The following is an 18,493-nucleotide window of genomic DNA, read 5'->3' as shown; positions in this document are numbered from 1 at the left end:
ATCCTAACGGTGACGGAGGGGCGTGGGCTCGTCGACCAGATGGTCCACTGGGGCAGGAGGGTCGCGACTGAGAACGTTAGCGACTACAAGGTGGTCGAACCCGGGGATGTCGTCTACAACGTCTATCTCCTTTGGAACGGCGCGATCGGGCAGAACTTGTTCTCCGACAAGGGCGTAACGTCACCGGTCTACGAGGTGTTCACACCAACTGCGGATGTCGAGTCTAGGTATTTGGGCCTATTGCTTGAATCACCCATGCTTCGCGGCGAGTTTGACCGGATCTCCATTGGGTCAATCCAGAGGCGACGCCGCGCGCCCTGGCAGGACTTCGAGAGGATCAAAGTCCAACTTCCCTCCCTTTCTGAGCAGCGGCGTATCGTGGACCTTGTCGGCGCGCTCGACGACGCCATCTCGGCTTGTCAGCAAACGCGACGGAGGCTCGAAGGCGCACTCGCGAAGTCGCGAGACGCGCGTCCTGTTGGGATGCCGACCACGGTTGGCGAGTTGGTGAGTGCCATCGTGAATGGCCTGACAACAACCTCAGCGGACCAAGCCACAGGAGATGGGCGACAGCACTTCGTCAAGGCCAGCGCAATCGAGCCGGGGCAATTCGTGCCCACCGAGATCAAGCTGGCGCCCAATAAGGAGTACGACCCCAAGTATAGTGTTCGCCTCAACGATATCCTTATGACGCGCATCAACACTCCTGAGCGCGTTGGGCATCTCGCTCGGGTTGATGCGGCCACAACAGGTCTACTGCGGCCGGACCTAGTCTGGCGATTGGAAGTCAGAGCCGACCGAGTGATCCCGGACTTCCTGGTCCACAGCCTGAGCGGTCCGAAAGGACGCGAACTGATTTCGGCGGCGGCGCCGGGCACGAGCAACTCCATGAAGCAGATCAGTAAGGGAAGATTTCTCGCGCTCCCGATCGACCTCCCCTCACTCGCGGCCCAGCGGGAGTACGTCGATCGCTGCGAAGCTCTTCGATCCTGCATCGCCGTCACCGCCGAGGAGCATGACTCCCTTCGCGGTATGCGATCCGCACTTCTGATGGCCTTGTTGTCAGGGGAGCATGAGATTCCGAAATCCTACGACGAGTTGATGGGGGTGGCGTCGTGACCAACACGTGGGTCGTGCGTGCGGGCAATCGTGGCCAGTCGGAGGACTTCAACCTGGAACGGGGCCGCGCGACGATTGGCTGGCCGGAAATCGACGACCTGTCGGCGTGCTCGTCGCGCGAGGTGGTAAGACACCTCGTGGATCAGGCCTACCCCGGCGACAATCCGCAGCGGTTGGCCGTTTACACGGGCCAGTTGTGGGCGTTCCGTCAGGGCGTCCAGCCCGGTGATCTCGTTGTGATGCCGCTCAAGACGAAGCCGGGGTACCTGGCGTTCGGGCGCTGCACCGGCGCCTACGCGTACGACTCAGCAGCCCCCAGTGACCGACGCCACTTCCTGGCTGTCGACTGGCAGCCTGAGCCGGTGTCGCGTGCGGTGTTGAAGGACGATCTGTTGGCGATGGTGAACGGCGCGATGACTGTGTTCAGCCCGTCCCGGAACCGCGCGGCGGCGCGGCTGGAGGCGGTCGCGGCGGGTGGCGCAGACCCGGGTGTCGGCGTCCCGACTGTTGCGAGCCCGTCGCCGTCGTCGGCTGACGTGGCGGTGGCTGATCCGCCGCAGGTCCCGACGTTGGATGCGATTCGGGATCGGGTGCGGGCGCGGATCGTGGAGGACTTCGGTCAGCACAAGCTGACCCATCTGGTGGCCGACGTGCTGACGGCGCTGGGGTTCGTGTGCGAGGTGTCCCCGGCCGGCCCCGATCAGGGAATCGACATTCGCGCGGGTCGCGGTCCGCTGGGCCTGGACACTCCCATCATTGTGGAGGTCAAGTCGGAGCCCACGGCGGTAGGTGCCCCGGTCATGCGCGGCCTACACAGCGCGATGAGCAAGAACAACGCGCCGCAGGGGCTTCTGGTGGCGATGGGTGGCATTACCGCCCCCGCGAAGAAGGAGTTCGAGTCGCTGCGCACGATCATCCAGGTCTGGGACGCCGAAGCCCTCCTCGACCAGTTGTTCGCCACGTACCCCCTGCTGCCCGACTCGACCAAGGCGGCCCTGCCGCTCAAGCAGGTCTGGGTGCTGGACGACGACACGGAGGCCTGACGTGGCCGGCATGACCGAACACAACTCCGTTCAGCAGCCGCTTGTGGACGAGCTCGTGCGGCTGGGCTGGTCGTACTTCCCGGGCAAGAGCCTGGACCGCCAGTTGGAGCAGGTCTTCATCGAGTCCGAGGTGGTCGATGCACTGGTGCGCCTCAACCCGGACGTGGCGGAGGTGCCAGCACGGGCGTCCGAGGTGGTGAAGCTGCTGCGGAACCTGACGTTCCAGGTGGATGACGAGGGTCTGGTTGAGACGAACCGTGACGCGATGTCCTGGCTGCGGGGGCTGCAGACGCACAAGTTCGTTGGCGCGGACGCCTTCCGTCCAGTCCGGCTGATCGACTTCGAGGACCCCGCGAACAACCGGCTCGTGGTGGCGGATGAGGTGTCGTTCGGGTCGCCGGGGAACAAGGCGCGGTTCGACATCGTCCTGTTCGTCAACGGGCTGCCGTTGGTGGTCGGGGAGACGAAGACGGCGTTCAAGCAGAAAGTGAGCTGGATCACCGCCGCGAACGAGGTCGCCGACCACTACGAGACGAAGTTCGCGCCGTTCTTCACCACCAACGTGTTCAGCTTCGCCACCGAGGGCCGAGAGCTCATGTACGGGGCAACCGGAGCGCGGGTGGAGCACTGGATGACGGCGGGTCCGACGAAGGACCATCCACTGCTGACCGACGTGCTGGCGGCAGCCAGGTGGCTGTTGGCGCCGGCGACGGTGCTGAAGTTCCTGAACTCGTTCACCTTGTTCGAGACCCCGGAGGACAACTCGGGGTCGGCGTCCCTAATCAAGTTGATCGCTCGGTACATGCAGTTCGAGGCAGTCGAGCTCATGGTGGGTCGCGCCCACGAGGGACAATCGCGACGCGGCCTGATCTATCACACGCAAGGGTCGGGGAAGACGCTGGCGATGGTGTTCGCGGCCGGGCAGCTGCTGCAGGATCCGGTGTTGGCGAATCCGACGGTCGTGCTCGTCGCCGACCGGGTCGATCTCGTGCGCAACGCATGGGACCAGTTCCGCACCACCCACATGCCACGGCTGCTCGCCCCAGCGACAGCGAAGGCGTTGCAGGACACCCTGGGTGCCGCGGACCGGCGGGGCCTGATCTTTACGACCGTCCACAAGTTCGCGGGGGCGGCATCCGACCTGAACACTCGCGGCAACATCGTCGTCCTGGTCGATGAGGCGCATCGCACCCAGGAAGGCAACTTGGGGTTGACGATGCGGGCGGCCCTACCGAACGCGTTGTTCTTCGCGTTCACGGGGACGCCGATCGCCAAGCTGGACCGCAACACGTTCGCGACCTTCGGTGACCCCGCCGACGAGAAGAAGACGCTGCACGCCTACACGTCGGACCAGTCGATCGCGGACGGCATGACGGTGCCGATCCACGTGGACCCGCGGCTGGTGACCTTCCAGCTGGACAAGGACGCGGTCGACGAGGCGTTCAAGGAGTTGACCGACGCCGAGGATCTCGACGAGGAGTCGGCCGAGGTGCTGGTCCGCAGGGGTTCGCGCGTTGATGTCGTGTTCGCGAACCCGGCGCGCACGGAGGCTGTCTGCGCTGACATCGTCGACCACTACTACTCCACGATCGACCCGCTCGGGATGAAGGCGCAGGTCGTCGTGTTCGACCGGGCGGCGTGCGTGGCCTACCACAAGCAACTCACCCACCTGCTGGAGCAGCGGCACGCGCAGGGGCATCCGTTGGACGAGGCGGCCGTCGTGATGCACGTCACGAACGGGAAGGGGGAGGACGAGGAGTGGGGGCAGCACCGACGCAGCGAGGCGGAGGAAGCAGAGTTGTTGCGGCGGTTCCGCACCCACGGTGATCCGTTGAAGTTCCTTGTGGTCACGTCAAGGCTGGGCACTGGCTTCAACGCTCCGATCGAGGCGGCGATGTACCTCGACAAGCCCATGAAGGACCACACGCTGTTCCAGACCATCACACGTACCAACCGAACGTGGCGCAACCCCGAGACCGGCCAGGAGAAGCGGTACGGGCTGGTCGTCGACTATGTCGGGTTGGGGTCGGGCTTCGCCCGGGCCATGGCGCCCGCCAACGGCGACCAGGACCCGCGCAGCGTCGAGGTGGACGCCCTCATCGACCAGTTCGAAGCCGAGCTGGACGCGACGATGCGGTGGTTCGCGGGCATTGACCACACCGTGATCGCGTCGACCACGCTGCTGGAGTGCCAGCAGCGGATCGCGAAGGAGAAGGACCAGGACGCCTTTATCGCGAGCTTCCTACTGCTGGAGGGCATCTGGGAGGCTTGCTGGCCACACCTCCGGCTGCGGGCTCACACGGAGGCGTACCGGTTCCTCGCCAAGATCTACGCGTCGATCGCACCAGTGGGGCCGCGCGTCGACCTGGTGTGGACGCGGCTGGGCGCCAAGACCCTCGACATCGTCTTCGAGCACATGACCGACGTGAAGGTCACACAATCCAACGCGGTCGTCGTGGCGGACGCTGACACGATCCGCAGGCTGGAAGAGGAAGGGCTCCTGCCGGGCCTGGAAGAGGTTGAACACAAGACCGCCAACGAGGTCCTCGACACGCTGTACGCGCGGCTCAAGAAGCGGCTGGAGGGCCCCAACGGGGACCACCCGGTGTACCAGTCGCTCGCGGAGCGTCTGGAGAACCTGCGGCAGCGGACCATCGCCGAGGCGCAGCAGTCGATTGAGTGGCTGCGCGAGGCGTTCACTCTCGCCAAGGACGTCACGGCCGCAGAGAAGGCTGAGGACGAGGCTGGAGTTGATGGGCTGAACCTGCTGCCCGATCCGAACGTGTTCGCCCTCACTCAGATCTTCCTGGAGTACTCGACTCCGGACATGCCGGTCTTGATTGAGCGCGTAGTCGAGGAGGTGGACTCGATCGTCAAAGAGGTCACGGCGGGCAACGCCGGCTGGGCGTCGACCCAGAAGGGCGACATGGCGGTCCGCAAGGAGGTCCGGCTCGTGCTGAGGGACAAGGGCCTCCATACCGTGCCCGGCCTGTTCGACAGGGCCTACGAGTACATCGCCGAGCACTACTGACGGCGGAGCGCGGCCTATCCCAGGAGGGAGATGGCGACCAACGCGCCGGCAGCTAGCCAGGGCCCGAACGGGAAGTTGGCTCGCCGGCGGCGGAGAGGCGTGGCGATGATGGCCGCAGCACAGGCGAGAAGAAAGGCCCACCACTCGACGGTGAGGCTGACAGCCGCGGTGGCGGCACCGATGATGGGGACGTACTTGCCGTCGCCCCAGCCGAAGCCACCGGGGCGGAGCCGATCGAGGATCCAGAAGACGGCGAACGCCACTGCACCGCCCAGTGCGGCTTGGATCGCGATCATTGGATCGTTGGTGATGAAGGCGGCGGCGCCCACCCCGGCAGCAACGAAGCCGGCGTGGGCGGCGAGCAGAGGGTTGGGCAGCCGTCGGACATCGAGGTCGATCGCTGAGAGCCACGGGCCGAACCAAGCCAGTGGCAGCGTCGGGAGCAGCAGTGGCCACCGGTCGATCCCGAATCGCCAGGAGAGAAGGCCGGAGCCCGTCGCCACCGCGAGGGGGACCCACCAGCAAGGGCCAGGGGAGGGCTGGGTGACTTCGTCGTCACGCCGGTAGGCAAGGGTGGCGAGCCGCCACCTGACAATCAGGCCGATGACCGCTCCGAGCACCGTGAGCGCGCTTGTGAGGATGAGGTCGCTGCTGGTCATGGCTGGGACTCGTGTTCGTGCAAATGCCTGTAGAAGGTGGCCCGGCTCCAGCCGACCAGCTGCGCGGCTTCGGCCGCGGTGAGGCCACGGGCCCGGGACTCCTGGACGGTGCGAAGTTTATCGGCGGTCACCTGCGGGTCGACGGGCGGGCGGCCAATCTTCGCGCCTGCCTGCCGAGCGGAGTCCATGCCAGCTGCGATCCGTTCTCCGATGAGTTGCCGGTCGTAGTGTGCCAGCCTGACAAGGAGATTCAGCATGAGTTGGCCGTCGGCTGTGTCTGGGTCGATGCCGTCCTGCAGCGAGCAAAGCTTGACGGCACGCGCTTGTAGCGTGCTGACGGCGCCCAGGACTTCGGTCAGAGACCGACCGAGGCCGTCAAGCCGCCACACCACGAGGGTGTCGCCTGCCTCTGCCTTCTCAAGTGCGAGTCTGAGCTCGGGGTAGTCGAACACGTTGGTGGAGCCGCCACTGCCATCCGAGAAGATGTCGCAAGGCGCGACCCCGTGCGCCACCAGTGCCTCGACTCGGGGGTCGTCGTTCTGCAGTGCCTGATGGGTACGCGTGTAGCCGAGCAGTCGCCCCATGAGGTTCAGTGTCTCATAAAGGGGAGACGGGAAGCGCGTGAGACGGATCGGCATTCATCGCGTAGCGCGGTACTGGTCCGCCGCCATGACTGGCGGCGTGGCGGCTTGCTGACCGCGCTAGGCTCACAGGTGGCTACGCCACGCTTCGCGCCCAAGGCCTGTGAGCCTAGCGCGGTCAACGTGGCACTTGTTCCGTGGCTGGCGATGCGCTACCTTTGCCCCATACCGCCCGGCCCCTCAGGGGCCGGGTTTACTGTTACCAGCCAAGGGGCCGGTGAAGCCGGCCAACTTGCGGGGCCAGTTGATGCGACACAAAATCAGTGGCTGTGAGCTGATACCACCAATGGCCCCCCGCACCCTCGGATGGGGACCCGTTGAGAGCTCCAGCTGGGTAGCTCTTGGTGGGGTTCACAAGACCCACAGGGACGTGCTGCTTGGCTTCTTGAATAGGCAACTTCAGGTCGCTGTCATTGCTGATGACCACAGCTGCGTCGACCGCCCGGGTCAACACGTCCTTTATCAGGTGAGTCGCGACGTTCACATCGCTGCCTTTCTCCTCCCGCCGCGCCACCGACGCCATGAACCACGCGTCTGGAACGTCGGAGCCGGATGAGTCCTTGACCACCAGCGGCCATTTGGCCCTTGTCAAGACAGGACGGCCTCTCCTATCGGGTGTCGCAAGGGGAGAGACTGCAGTCCGCTCGACGTATGTGCCCAGTTCGACGACATCGACAGCAGCAGCTTGCTTGATCGCGCGCAGATAGACGTCCTGATCCTGTTGCGCAGATGGGTTTCCCTTTCCCTTGATGCGCGCTGTGCAGAAGACCACTTTGGTGGATCCAGGGCTCACCCACCCGGAATGCGCCGTCACAACCGCTTCGCTCAGGGCGCGCAGGTCTAGCCATCGCCATCCGGGTAGGCCGCGTCCGCAGATGCCTCTCCCCCCGTAGTACAGGTTGTAACCATCAACGTATACACCGATAAGCACGGGGTCAGTATCACATCCGGCACGACTCCCGGCTGACGCTGGGCTCCGATGGCCCTCCTAGGAGGACGCGGTTGCTGCCACCTCATGGCCGATAGTCACCGGGGCCAGGCGTTCGTACCAATCGCCGTGCCAATGTCCGGCTCACCAACTAACCGTGCCTCGATCGGGGTGCGGTCTGCTGTTGGTGCGGAGCTCATCCGCTGGCTGGTCGGCGACGGCGCCATCAGGGGTCTCGGCGAATGGTTCTGGGTAGGTGAGCCGCTCGAGCCGACCGGCCAGCTCGGAGGCGGGGGTGGCCGAGTTCAGGGGGCCGTCTTCGAGGGCCACGGAGATGGCGTTTGGCACGTCGACTCGGCGGGCATGCGCGTCCTGCAGCGTGGAGGCAAGGTTGCGCCAGTGGGGGTCCGCCACCAGGCGAGGGTCGATTCGGGTAGCCAGCGGTTCCCAGCGGCTGGCGTTCGCGGCTTCGGTGAGCCGTTCCCGGACTTGTGCGGTGAGGCCGAGTTGCTGGTCGGCGAGGCGGGCTGAATCGTTGTTCCAGGCCCGGATGAACGCCGCGACGCTGGAGCGGATAACGTCCGCCTCGACCCCGATCCTCTCCGCCACGGAGTGAACGGAGGGTTCCCACGCCTCAACGGCGTGCGCGGCGATGACGGGCGCTGCGGCGAGGGCCGCTTCGACGGGGGGCAGGTTGGTAAGGCGCTCGTCGATGAGGACATCGGCCAAGGGCCGAGCCTGGTCCAGGGCATCGACCAGATGCGGGGCGCTGCCGCTGGCCACGAGTTCGGCGGGATCGGAGCCGTCAGGTAGGGCGGCACAGCGCGGCTGGAGGAGTTGCGGGGTGAGGATCCAATAGTCGCGCTGGGCGGCCACGTGACCGGCCACGTCGGCGTCCGTGGCGACGATCGGGTCGACGCCGTAGCCGCGGAGTTGGGTGGCTTGTTCGCTGGTCAGGTTGGTGCCGAGCGGCGCGACGCCGACGTAGCGGCCGTGGCTGGCGCGGGTGACGGCGATGGCGTCGGCGGGTCCCTCGACGACGACAGGGATGCCGCCGGCGTCCAGGTGCCGGGCTCCGGCGACGAACAGCTGCGCTCGCTTGTGGAACAGCAGCGTCTCGGCGGTGTTGAGGTACTTCGGTCCAGCGTGGTCGAGGTCGGTCGCGTCGGGGTGGCGGCGGCCGACGAACCCTAGGACCTGCTGGTCGTGGACGATGGGGAAGACGGCTCGGTCGCGGAACCGGTCGATGAGGCGTCCGGTGGAGGCGGTGACGGCCAGGCCGGAGGCGAGCAACTCGTGGTCGGTGACGCCTTGGCGGTGGAGGTGGGTGACGAGGCTGGTCCAGCCGGCTGGGGCGTAGCCGGGGCGGATGTCGGGGTCGTCAGTGAGGTCAGCGGCGAACCGTCCGGCCAGGTAGGGCTGGGCCCACGAGCCGTGGTAGCGGTCCTGGTAGAACTCCAGCGCGAGCTCGTTGACGGCCGCGAGGCGTGCGGGGGTGTGGGGGCTGGCGCGCCAGGCGTCGGCGCGGTCGAGTTGGGCGTTGAGGTCCGCGGAAGAGATCTCTGGCGGCATCATCACGCGGCGCTCGAGGGCCTCCCACGTGAAGGCCAGGTTCGGCTCGACCTCGTCGATCTGGTTGTCCTCCGTTGACGCGCCAGTTCCCTCACCCAGATCGGCGCGTGCCGTCCGGTGCTCGTCCGGGGCGGCGTCGGCGGGGTCGGGGGGCAGGGCGTCGACGTCGGGGAGGGGGTCGAGCAGGACGCCGGTTCGCCACACGAGGGCCTGGCAGTCGTCGATGTCGACAGCACCCTCGGGCGTGCTGATCAGGTCGGTCAGCTGCCATCCGCGCGCGAGTGCCTGCTCGATCGAGACGACGAGTGCCGGCCACCACGGCGAGGCTTGGAGGGCGGCTGCCCGTTCGGGGCCGACGTTCTGCTCCAGATCCGCCACCCAACTGGTGGTGACGGCGTTGTGCTGATCGGCGAGCTGGGTGGTGACGGCGGGGGTGAGGTGGCGGCAGATCCGCCACCACAGGGCTGATGCCGCGTGGTGGTCGGGGAGTTGGCCTTCGTTGGTGGCGGCCTGGAGGAGCCGGTGGGCGTCCAGCCCGACACCGGCGATCTGGGCGAGTCGGTGGGCCAGGACGGGGAGGTAGGGGTCCCGGTCGGCGGCGTGCGCCAGCTGGTGGAGCAGCGGCGTCCATTCGGCGACGGCGGGGGCGAGGTGGTCGATGATGCGCCGGTCGAGGCGGGCTTGCCAGCGGGCCTCAACCGCGGCGTACTGCCGCTCGCCGGTGGGTCGGGTGTCGGTGGCCGGCGTGCCGTGCGCGGCCCGCCACACGGTGAGGTCGGCGACAGTGCCGGCGTCCGGACGGAAGCTGCCCGCGGGTGCCCACGCCGGGAGCTGGGTGGACGCGAGCGCCTCGGTGCGCACCTGATCGGCGAGGTCGACGACGAGTTGGTGGCGTCGCTGCAGGTAGTCACCCCAGTCGTCGTGTCTGGCAAGGGTTGCAGGCAGGTCCGACAGCCAGGGCACGGGTCCGGGGTGGGTCTGGCGTCCGATGGCGGATTCGAGGCGCCAGTCGAGTACGGCGGCCGGGTCGCCAGCACTGCCCAGTTCGCGTGCCTGGACGGCGTCGGCGAGAGCCCACACGGGATCGGTTCCGGACGCCGCGATCAGGAGCAGATGCGCGCGGAGCGTGGGCCAGGCTGGAGCGTCGGTGAGTCCGGTGACGAGCTCGTCGGCGGCGTGCTCGAGGCGCTGGGCGAGGGCGGGTCCGGCGGTCTGTTCGGCTGCGTAGCCGAGGGCGTCGCTGTAGCGGGCGACGGCGTCCGCGAGCCGGTTGGCCGGGTCGGCGAGGGTGCGCGCTGTCGTGGTGGCGGAGGTGTTGTCCTCGTCGCGGGCGAGGATGCGCTCGAGAACGTCGGTCGCCGTCGGCGGGATGATCGCCTCCGGCCGGATGAGGGAGTGGGCGTCGCCGTCGCCGACGACTTCGAGGTGAACGTGGTTGGCGTGCCGGCCCCGCGTGAGCATGGTGTACAGCTGCTGACGGGTCTCCGCGCCGGTCGCGATGCCGTGCAGGACGTCGGCGGTGACTCCCTGGGAGCCGTGGATCGTGCAGGCGTAGCCGAGCTCGACCGACTCGTTGACGTAACCGGCGGGCAGGATCACGGTCTGTCGGTTGGTCTGGTGAATCGCGCGGAGGTCGCCGTTGGTCGCGATGGCGGTAATGGTCCAGCGGTCGCCGTTGCGGACCCAGTCGGTGCCCGTGGTGCGCAGCCTTCGGTCGTTCTGCCGCGTGATGATCACGTCGCCGACCGCGGCGTGGCTGCCGTCGGCGAGCGCGACGGCGCGGGTGGGCTGGACGCCGTCCCGGAGATGGGCTTGGGCGCGGCTGTTGAGTTCGGCGACCAGCGTCCGGGTGGGGGCGACCATGAGGGCGTCCGCGCCGGTCTGGCGGGCGACGAGCCAGGAGCCGAATACCTGGTCGGCGCAGGTGCCGAGGTCGCCGACGTGGACGCGGTGGTTGTCGAGGTAGAACCCCAGGGCTTCGGGGTCGCCGGCGCGCAGCGCGAGGCTGGCGGCGCCTTCGGCGGGGTCGGCGAAGCGGACGAGCTCGTTGAGCTGCACGGCGCCGTGCTGGGCCTGGATGTCGCGGAGGACGCCGCCGGCGCCGATCGCGGCGAGTTGCTGGTCGTCGCCGATGAGGCGCACCGATCCGCCGCGGTCGAGGACGAACTCGACGACCTGATCAAGCGAGAGGGTGTCGGCCATGCCGGCCTCGTCGATGATGACCAGGCTCGTCGGCCCGATGCGTTCGGCCCACGCCGGGAGCGGTCGCCGGTGGTTGAGGGCGTGGGTGAGGAGAGCCATCGTGTCGGCGTGGGTGTCGATCTGGGCTCCCAGCTGGGCGGCCGCTGCGGCTGACGGGGCGAGGCCGACGACGGTGCCGCCGCCGTTGCGCCAGGCGGTCGCGAGGGCTCGCATGGCGGTGGTCTTGCCGGAGCCGGCGGGGGCGATGGCGAGCTGGAGTCGGGCTCCGCTGGTGGCCATCTCGCGGACGAGGGCGACCTGTCCGGGGTTGAGCGGGGTGCGGTTCGCGACCGCCTCGATGAGGGCGACCTCGACGGCCGGGGTGGGGACCTGGTGGCCGCCGCGGCCTCCGGCTGCGTCGACGAGGCGGTGTTCGGCGGCGACGATCCGCCGGGAGGTGTGCCAGGTGGAGCGGGCGACGGTGTAGACACTGTCACCGTCAGCGCGGCGCAGCGCTGCGGGTTCGGTGATCCCATCGGCGGGGGCCTGCAGGGCGACGGAGTGCCGGGTGAGCGCGGCGTGGGTGACCCGGGCGACGATGTCGTCGACACGTCGGCGGGGCACGTTGGCGGCGCGGACGATCCGTAGTGCTTCGGCGCGGACGTGCCAGTCCTGCCAGGTGGAGCGCGAGCCTTCCATGGTCGCGACGATCTGCGCGGACTGTGTGCGCACCCAGCCGCGGGTGACAAAGACCGGACGCCGGACTTGCCTTGCGGTGAGGGCCGCGGTGAGCATCGAGCGGATGCCGTCGGCGCCGCCCAACACGGCTTCGGCTTCGGCGCGCCAGCTGGCGCGTTGCTCGGCCAGGGTGCGGGGTTCGTGCTTCGCCTGGCGGGTCTCGAGGTTGGCCTGCTGCGCCAACGCTCGGGCCTCCACCATGGTCGGGGGCCGGTGGTGCTCGCGCTGGAACGTGGCCGTCAGTTCGCTCTGGCGGTGTTCGATGGACGCCCGCCGCTGCGACCAGCGGGCGTTGAGCGCGGGGTCGACGCCGACGAGTTCGCGGACGGGGCGCTTGCCGGGGTCGGTGGAGGGCCGTTCGGCGAACCGGACGGGGAGGGCTTCGGACAGGCGGCGTTCCAGGGCGGTGTTATAGACCTCGGAGGCGGCCACGATGGCCTTGAACAGCAGGCGTCCGTCGACGGAGAGCCAGCGCCCGTCGAGGGTCTGCACCTTGTTCGCGACGGGGACGTGGGTGTGCAGGTCGGGGTCGCCCGCGCGGCTGTCGCGGTGGGTGAACCGGGCGGCGACCAGCCCGGTCACGTCGACCTGACGGACGCCGTTGTGGCCGGTGCGCGTGTAGAGGGCGTGGGTCTCGATGAACCGCAGCGCGTCGCCGATCGCGGCGAGGTGGGCGCGTTCGATGGTGGCCGCCGTCGCGGGTGCGGCGAGCGCCCACAGCGTCGAGACGCTCTTGACCGGGGAGAAGGTGAGGTCGTAGCCGGCGACGGCGGTGGTCTGGGGTCGGGACGCCGTGGCGATCAGCCCGGCGAGTTCACGGGCGTCGACGGGGTCGCGTCCGAAGGTGGCCCGGAACGTCTCGCGTCCGACCTGGGTGCGAATGGCGGCGCGAACCTGCGCGGGGACCGGCGCGTCGTGCGGTGCGCCGACCTGGGCGTTGTAGGCGGCGAAACCCTTGGCGACCTCGATCCGGAACTCGGGCATGTCGTGGGCGTAGACCTTGAACGGCTGGCCGAGCCGGATCGCATCCCGGGCCTGGGCGGGGGTGGCGTCCGGCGGGAGGGCTTCGCCCCGCTGTCGGGCGAGGGGGTGGTGGCCCGATCCGAACAGGAACCGCATCTGCTCGGCAGTGACCGGGTCGCCGGCGTCCAGACCCTCGATACCAGCCATCCCGGAGCCGACCCACACGCCCGGGGTCTCGCCCTTCTGCGTGTAGTAGGACGCGAGCCCGGTGTGGCCCTTCTCTGTGGAGTCCATCGCAGCCACCTGCCGGGTCAGGTACTCGTACCCGTCCCCGGCGGTCAGCTTGTGCAGGCTCATCACACCCGCCTAACGGGGGCATCCATGCCTCGGCGGACAGCGGACTCTGACGCCTTTGGACGGGCTCGGGTCGCAGCGGGTGCAATTGGCTCCTGACATGGGCGAACCTTGGATGCAACAGGTGTGCGGGTCTCGAGGTTGAGGTGTTATGGGGGGTGGACGGGGCTTGTTGTCGTCGTCGGCGGACGGATGCGGGCATGGTGATCGGACGCTGGAGCGCGGTCGGTAGGAGACCGCGGCTCGGAGGGGGTCGACGGCGTCGAGCGAGCTCTGAGGGGTTGGATGCTTCAGGCGGGCGCGGTGCGGTCCTTAGCGGGGGTCGCTCAGTGTCCACGAGGCTTGGCGGCGTTCCGTTAGGAGGGTGAACGAGAAGGAGCCGGCGGATGGTGCGGGAGGGGCGACAGCGATGGCGATGAACGAGATCCGGCAGCAGGCACGCAAGAGCGCCGCGGAACGGGTCGCCCGGTTGCGGCAGGAGCGGGCGGACCTGGCCAAGAAGCAGGAGGAGCTGTCGGCCACGGTGATGACTGCGCTGGCCGAACGCGACGCAGTGATCGCGGACGCCGAACTGAGGGCGGCGACGGCACTCGCGGCGCTGGTGTCCAGCGGACTCAGCCTCAGCCAGGCGGCGCGGTGGTGTGACCTCTCCGACCGGGACGCGTCGCGCCTGGTGAGGCTCGCCCGGCCGGCCACCGGCGAGGGTGGATCGGCGACCGAGGAAACCGTCACTGGCGACCAGCCGCTTCCCCTGTAGCGGAGCCTCAAGGAGGCCATCATGACGACGACAACGAGCCACCCGCGCCCGACCGGCCAACTCCGCCACGCAGCAGTACTCGTCAAGGCGCCTCGCGTGGCGATAGCCGCGGTCCTCTGGCTCCTCCTCATCCAGTCCATGCCCGACTCCTGGGGTTGGGGCATCCTCGTGGTCGTCGGCTGCGGCACGGTCGCCGGCGTCGTCGCCGAGACGATGGTCGTCCGACTGCTGTGGTGGGCGCGGCCCCCCTCCGTTCCCCTCGCGATCGCCGGGGAACCGCACGTCCGTGTCGTGGTCACCCGACGACAGGTGGTCGGTGTCGCTCACGCGGGATGCCGCCACCTCGTCGTGCCGCTGGCGTGGACCCGACGGCCCGACCTACCCGCCCTGCTCGCGGGGGCACGCCAACGCCAACTACTTACGGTGGGCCGATTCGAGGTGGCCTACCTGTGGTTCACCTGGCCGTGGCAGGTGCTCGGCTCATTCCTCGGAGGGATCGCCCACGGAGTGTCCAAGCTGCCGCTCATCGGGTTCGCCTGGCGGGTGCGCTGGGCGATAGCCGGCATCGCGGTCTGGCAGAGCGTCGCCGCAGGTCGGACCTCCGCAACCATCGGCATCGTCGTCGTCATCGGGCTCACCTACCTGCTGCCCTGGACCACGAGTCATCACGAGCATCTGGTCCGCCAGGCGCTCGCCGACCTCGACCCGTCATGGCCAGCACCTGCGACCACGGTGACCTGGCGTCCCGCAGCGGATCCCATCCGGCTCGCCGCGGCCGGACACCGTCGTGCCTGCACCCGCCGACGAACGCCGGGAACGCCCAGCTGTGGGCAACTGCACCCGTCGCCACATCTTGCGACCTGTACCGCTGAGGGGACCCGTGGACAGGCGCACATCTCCCGAACAGATCGAAGGAAGGGGTCTTCAACATGACCGCACTACCGATGCCCACCGAGTCGATCGCCACCGTCGATCTCCTGCTCGGACGGGCAACCATGCTGACCGCCGACCAGTTCGACAACGTGGCCCAGGCAATCCAGGAGGCAATGGGGATCTCGCTGCTGATGGCGGCGACCCACCCGGCGCCGGAGTCCGTTGACGTCGAGGAGCTGGATCGTCTGGACGCGCTCCAGTGCGTCGAGCACGCGCTGCGTGAGGTGCATTCGTGGAACCTGGGGCTCGCCGCCGAACTGCCCGACCTCGCGCGACTGCGCGTGCTGCTGGCCGACGTCCGCTGCGACCTGGCGGTCACGACCGGACGGCGGGGGTGACGACCCATGTGGCAGGACGTCCGGCGGGGAGTCAACCGCCTTGCCTGGGAGGTCGAGCCGCACCTCACCCTGGACCTCATGGCCGACTGGACCTCTACGATGTCCAGCCTCGTCGCCGTCCGACGGACACTCGGCCCGATCTCTACCGCCGATCCCATCGCGCTCCTGGCCACCGCAACCACCGGAGCGGCGCGCACCCCGGGATTGAAGCCCGTCCTGGCTCCGTCCCTCCACGAGGTGGCGACGGCGCTCGACACCTTGGCCCACGACATGCCCGGGCACACCGACGCCGACCGGAGGCGTGAAATCGCGACGCTGAACCACGTCGCCTACGAACTCGCGCACTGGGTGCGGGTCCGGACCCCCGACGACCGGGCGGACGCGTGGCTGCAGGCCGGAGAGACGGCCCTCGACGGCGCGATCCACACCCCCACAGCCCGGTCTGCCACCGGGGTCGGGTTGGCCGCGTGGCAAGAGGCGCTCGCGGACGTGCAGCCTGTCCACGATGCCCCCATCGTGCGGCGCAGCGTGGCCCTGGGACACCTGGCCATCCTGCGCGCCACCCACACCTCGGTGGACGAAGCCAAGGCGGCCGGGACGCTGCCCGCGCCCTACGCGGACGCGCTCCTCGCGTCCATCCGCGACCTCGCCCGAGCTCACCAGACCACGCTGAGTCAGATCGACGGGCGACTCCTCGGCGTCACCCGCGTCGACCAAGCAGTCATGCTGCAGATCGGCACCGCGGTGCGGCAACTCACCGGACGCCCCGAGCCCGCCGAGCCTTCCCACGTCCGCCTGGACGTGCTGCTGCGCTCGGGTCTCGGCCTGGCAGTCCTGGTCGCGAACCTCGTCGGCGAGCCCGCGGCCAATGCCGCAGCGGCGAGGATCAGCCGACTCTCGCTCGAGTACCTGACCAATCCCCGGATGCTCCGCGACGTCGACCCGTCGGACGCCCCAACGCCGCCCGCACCGGTGGAGCCACAGGCCGCTGCTCCGCTGGAACCCCGAGCCTCGGCAGGGATCGCACCCATGGAGCCCACGATCACTCCTGGGACCGTCCTGGACGGCCGGACCATCCTGGCGCTCTGCCAGGCTCGTGACCTTGGCGTCGCCGCCGCGACCGGCGATCCGGCAAACCCACCGGCGATCCTCCGGGGGGTTGACTCATGGCATTGGCCGCAGCTGGTCGTCGAGGGGCGGCAGGCCGTGACCGACTTGGTCGGCTCGGTCATTCCGATGGTCTACGCCCAGACCAGACGAACGCCAAACGCCGCGGACACCCGCGGTCAGATGTTCGTTGAACTGATGGGCGCGGCCTACCGATTCGACCCACAGCGGACCGGTCCAGAGGGCTGGGCCAGCTACGCCTGGATGACGCTGAAACACGCCCGCCTGCGCGGGGTCGACGACGCCGGCGTGGTCCGCAAGCGCACTACTGGCCTTCGACCGATCACGGTGACCCTCGGTGAAAGGGATCCGGCGAGCAGCACGCCGGACCCGGGCATGGTCGCTGAAGAGCGCCAGTCGGTGGCGGCCCTCGCGCGTGCAGTGGAGCAGCTACCCGCATCCCTGCGCGAGCCATTGCTGGCTTCAATGAAAGGCAACCCGATGCGGGCGATCGCAGACGACCTCGGCTACTCCGAGAGCACCGCGCACCGCCGCATCAAGGAGGCGCGTGAGCACATCAGGGACGCCCTCGCCTCGCGCGTGGACGACTGTGGCTGGGTGCCCTTCGACGCGGGGACCGATCCGGTGCTGGAACGTTCGCAGCGCTTGTTCGAAGGGACCTTCCGGCCAGCCCTCGGCCCGAGCCCATGCCGAGGTCCCCACAGATGAAGTGCCCGAGCGCTGGCCTCAGGGCGGAGCAAGCGGGGCTGTCCCTCTGAAACGCGTATCTCGCGTCCCGCGCAGCCCAGCGACACTAGAGCGGAGAGGGCAAGTGCCTCACCGACGCAGCGTCAAGCTCCATTCGCGAATCGGGAGTGGTGGCGCCTGCGTCGGACATCGAGGCGTTTGGAAGGAACAACACGCACACAGTGACATCTCGGTCTTTGGTCGAGCGCCAGCAGATACCGTCGGCTGGGAGATCGAAGTGCAGGTGTTCGGCAATAATTTGTGTCGGAATGTACTCGAGGTTCGCCTCATCGCTGGGGTCGGACACCTTGGTGACGTCAGCGATGAAGTCACGCAAGAAGGAGAGCATGCCTCGCAAGTGCCTGCGTCCTTCGTCAAACAGGGATGGCACCCTGGGCAGGTCCCGGAGGTCGACCAAAGCCAGGTCGCTCAGTTGCGTGAATTCGCCAATTGTCGCTTCGGCGGATGGCGAGGCGTATCCGGCGACTTCCGCGCGTGCGCCAACGAGTGTTGAAGCGCCGTAAAAGGCGCCTATGCCTTTCGGACTCATCCTATTGTCCCGCGCGTAATCATCGGGAGGTGTGCCGATATCCTTGGCTGCGCCGTAGTTCTCGCCTTCGTTGTGCACGCGTGCTCGCCACCACGTGGTCCCAGACTTGAAAACAGTGATCATGTTGGTCTCCGCGACGGCTCTGACGACCGCTGCGGGAATTCCGTGCATGGGGATATAACCGGCCCCGGCCGCAGTGGAGTCGTCCTTCGTCAGGAAGGTGTATCGGCGGCGGTGTTGGACGTACTTGCGAAACGCTTCCCAACCCCAGAGGAGCGCCTCCGCTTCGGTGGCAGCGTACGGATCCTTCTGGCACCACAGTTCCAGTTCAATAGTGCGTGCAATATCGAAAAGCAGCTTGTCGTTCTCTGTAACCTCGTGATCCCACAACAGATCAGGGGTGTCGAAGGTAGGTACTTGATAGCCACCTTCACGTCCGTCCCACCCAGCACCTTCGGCCGGATCCTCGTACTCGGACTGAAGACCATCGGTGACTAGCTGCACAATGCGTTCGAGCTCGACGGTGGCGTTGGGAGCCTCGGGAATCGACCCGCAGTAGCTGCACTCAGTTGCCGCGCCTTCAGTGCGGATCACCTGAACAAGCGCAGGTTCCGTGATGCAGATCGAGCAGACCATGCCGTCTGTATCGCTGCATCCACGAGCCTGGACCTCCTCCAGATGCCGCTTGACTGCGCCCATGTCCTGATTCTAAGTCAGCATCTGACCCGGCCCGCTCGAGGGGTCCCTCGAAGTCCCTTTGCGACCCGGGAGCGTACGTGTCCACGGGGAGGGGTCTGCGTCCGTTAGGACCGTTAAGAGTGGGCCCCGCCCG

The 18,493-nt window shown here is 68.0% G+C and carries 12 protein-coding genes; 7 read left to right on the top strand and 5 right to left on the bottom strand.

What is annotated here, in order from left to right:
- The first annotated feature begins 9 nt into the window (after positions 1-9).
- The 3 genes from ACX1D0_RS10775 to ACX1D0_RS10765 are packed head-to-tail and all read left to right on the top strand — an operon-like array spanning position 10 to position 5,193.
- Positions 10-1,119, top strand: a complete 1,110-nt coding sequence (locus ACX1D0_RS10775; protein WP_459017876.1) for a restriction endonuclease subunit S — start codon at positions 10-12, stop codon at positions 1,117-1,119.
- On the top strand, positions 1,116-2,162 hold the full coding sequence (locus ACX1D0_RS10770; protein WP_459017875.1) for a restriction endonuclease: 1,047 nt from the start codon (positions 1,116-1,118) through the stop codon (positions 2,160-2,162). The genes ACX1D0_RS10775 and ACX1D0_RS10770 overlap by 4 nt, the downstream gene beginning before the upstream one ends.
- Before the next feature lie 10 nt (positions 2,163-2,172).
- Complete coding sequence (locus ACX1D0_RS10765) at positions 2,173-5,193, top strand: type I restriction endonuclease subunit R (protein ID WP_459017874.1); 3,021 nt, start codon at positions 2,173-2,175, stop codon at positions 5,191-5,193.
- Positions 5,194-5,207: 14 nt separating this feature from the next.
- On the opposite strand, the gene ACX1D0_RS10760 is transcribed toward ACX1D0_RS10765, so the two are convergent.
- The 4 genes from ACX1D0_RS10760 to mobF form a co-directional block, all read right to left on the bottom strand.
- The gene (locus ACX1D0_RS10760; RefSeq protein ID WP_459017873.1) at positions 5,208-5,852 is read right to left on the bottom strand and encodes a prepilin peptidase; all 645 of its coding nucleotides are present in this window, start codon (positions 5,850-5,852) and stop codon (positions 5,208-5,210) included.
- Positions 5,849-6,436, bottom strand: coding sequence for a recombinase family protein (locus ACX1D0_RS10755; protein ID WP_459017872.1), 588 nt, complete (start codon positions 6,434-6,436; stop codon positions 5,849-5,851). The genes ACX1D0_RS10760 and ACX1D0_RS10755 overlap by 4 nt, the downstream gene beginning before the upstream one ends.
- 256 nt (positions 6,437-6,692) lie before the next feature.
- Positions 6,693-7,424: an NYN domain-containing protein gene (locus ACX1D0_RS10750; RefSeq protein WP_459017871.1), complete on the bottom strand. Its 732-nt coding sequence runs from the start codon at positions 7,422-7,424 to the stop codon at positions 6,693-6,695.
- Between the two features lie 141 nt (positions 7,425-7,565).
- Entirely contained in the window at positions 7,566-13,232 is a 5,667-nt protein-coding gene (mobF, locus tag ACX1D0_RS10745; RefSeq protein ID WP_459017870.1) for a MobF family relaxase, read from the bottom strand.
- Positions 13,233-13,593: 361 nt separating this feature from the next.
- On the opposite strand from mobF, the gene ACX1D0_RS10740 reads away from it, so the two are divergent.
- From ACX1D0_RS10740 to ACX1D0_RS10725, 4 genes are read left to right on the top strand one after another with little or no spacing between them, the layout of a single operon-like run.
- The gene (locus ACX1D0_RS10740; RefSeq protein ID WP_459017869.1) at positions 13,594-13,986 is read left to right on the top strand and encodes a hypothetical protein; all 393 of its coding nucleotides are present in this window, start codon (positions 13,594-13,596) and stop codon (positions 13,984-13,986) included.
- A gap of 21 nt (positions 13,987-14,007) precedes the next feature.
- Positions 14,008-14,919: a hypothetical protein gene (locus tag ACX1D0_RS10735; RefSeq protein ID WP_459017868.1), complete on the top strand. Its 912-nt coding sequence runs from the start codon at positions 14,008-14,010 to the stop codon at positions 14,917-14,919.
- The gene (locus ACX1D0_RS10730; protein ID WP_459017867.1) at positions 14,916-15,257 is read left to right on the top strand and encodes a hypothetical protein; all 342 of its coding nucleotides are present in this window, start codon (positions 14,916-14,918) and stop codon (positions 15,255-15,257) included. Before ACX1D0_RS10735 ends, ACX1D0_RS10730 begins: the two co-directional genes overlap by 4 nt.
- A 6-nt stretch (positions 15,258-15,263) precedes the next feature.
- Entirely contained in the window at positions 15,264-17,093 is a 1,830-nt protein-coding gene (locus ACX1D0_RS10725) for a sigma-70 family RNA polymerase sigma factor (RefSeq protein WP_459017866.1), read from the top strand.
- 85 nt (positions 17,094-17,178) lie between these two features.
- On the opposite strand, the gene ACX1D0_RS10720 is transcribed toward ACX1D0_RS10725, so the two are convergent.
- Complete coding sequence (locus ACX1D0_RS10720; protein ID WP_459017865.1) at positions 17,179-18,360, bottom strand: HEPN-associated N-terminal domain-containing protein; 1,182 nt, start codon at positions 18,358-18,360, stop codon at positions 17,179-17,181.
- Positions 18,361-18,493 lie beyond the last annotated feature (133 nt).

The organism is Tessaracoccus pujii (genome assembly GCF_054483895.1).
This window is presented reverse-complemented; position numbering and strand designations above follow the sequence as displayed.

Bases quoted from the DNA above. Each gene is read 5' to 3' on its own strand.
- ACX1D0_RS10730 (WP_459017867.1), top strand. From the start codon at position 14,916: ATGACCGCACTACCGATGCCCACCGAGTCGATCGCCACCGTCGATCTC.
- ACX1D0_RS10720 (WP_459017865.1), bottom strand. From the start codon at position 18,360: ATGGGCGCAGTCAAGCGGCATCTGGAGGAGGTCCAGGCTCGTGGATGC.
- mobF (WP_459017870.1), bottom strand. From the start codon at position 13,232: ATGAGCCTGCACAAGCTGACCGCCGGGGACGGGTACGAGTACCTGACC.
- ACX1D0_RS10760 (WP_459017873.1), bottom strand. From the start codon at position 5,852: ATGACCAGCAGCGACCTCATCCTCACAAGCGCGCTCACGGTGCTCGGA.
- ACX1D0_RS10765 (WP_459017874.1), top strand. From the start codon at position 2,173: ATGACCGAACACAACTCCGTTCAGCAGCCGCTTGTGGACGAGCTCGTG.
- ACX1D0_RS10755 (WP_459017872.1), bottom strand. From the start codon at position 6,436: ATGGGGCGACTGCTCGGCTACACGCGTACCCATCAGGCACTGCAGAAC.
- ACX1D0_RS10735 (WP_459017868.1), top strand. From the start codon at position 14,008: ATGACGACGACAACGAGCCACCCGCGCCCGACCGGCCAACTCCGCCAC.
- ACX1D0_RS10725 (WP_459017866.1), top strand. From the start codon at position 15,264: ATGTGGCAGGACGTCCGGCGGGGAGTCAACCGCCTTGCCTGGGAGGTC.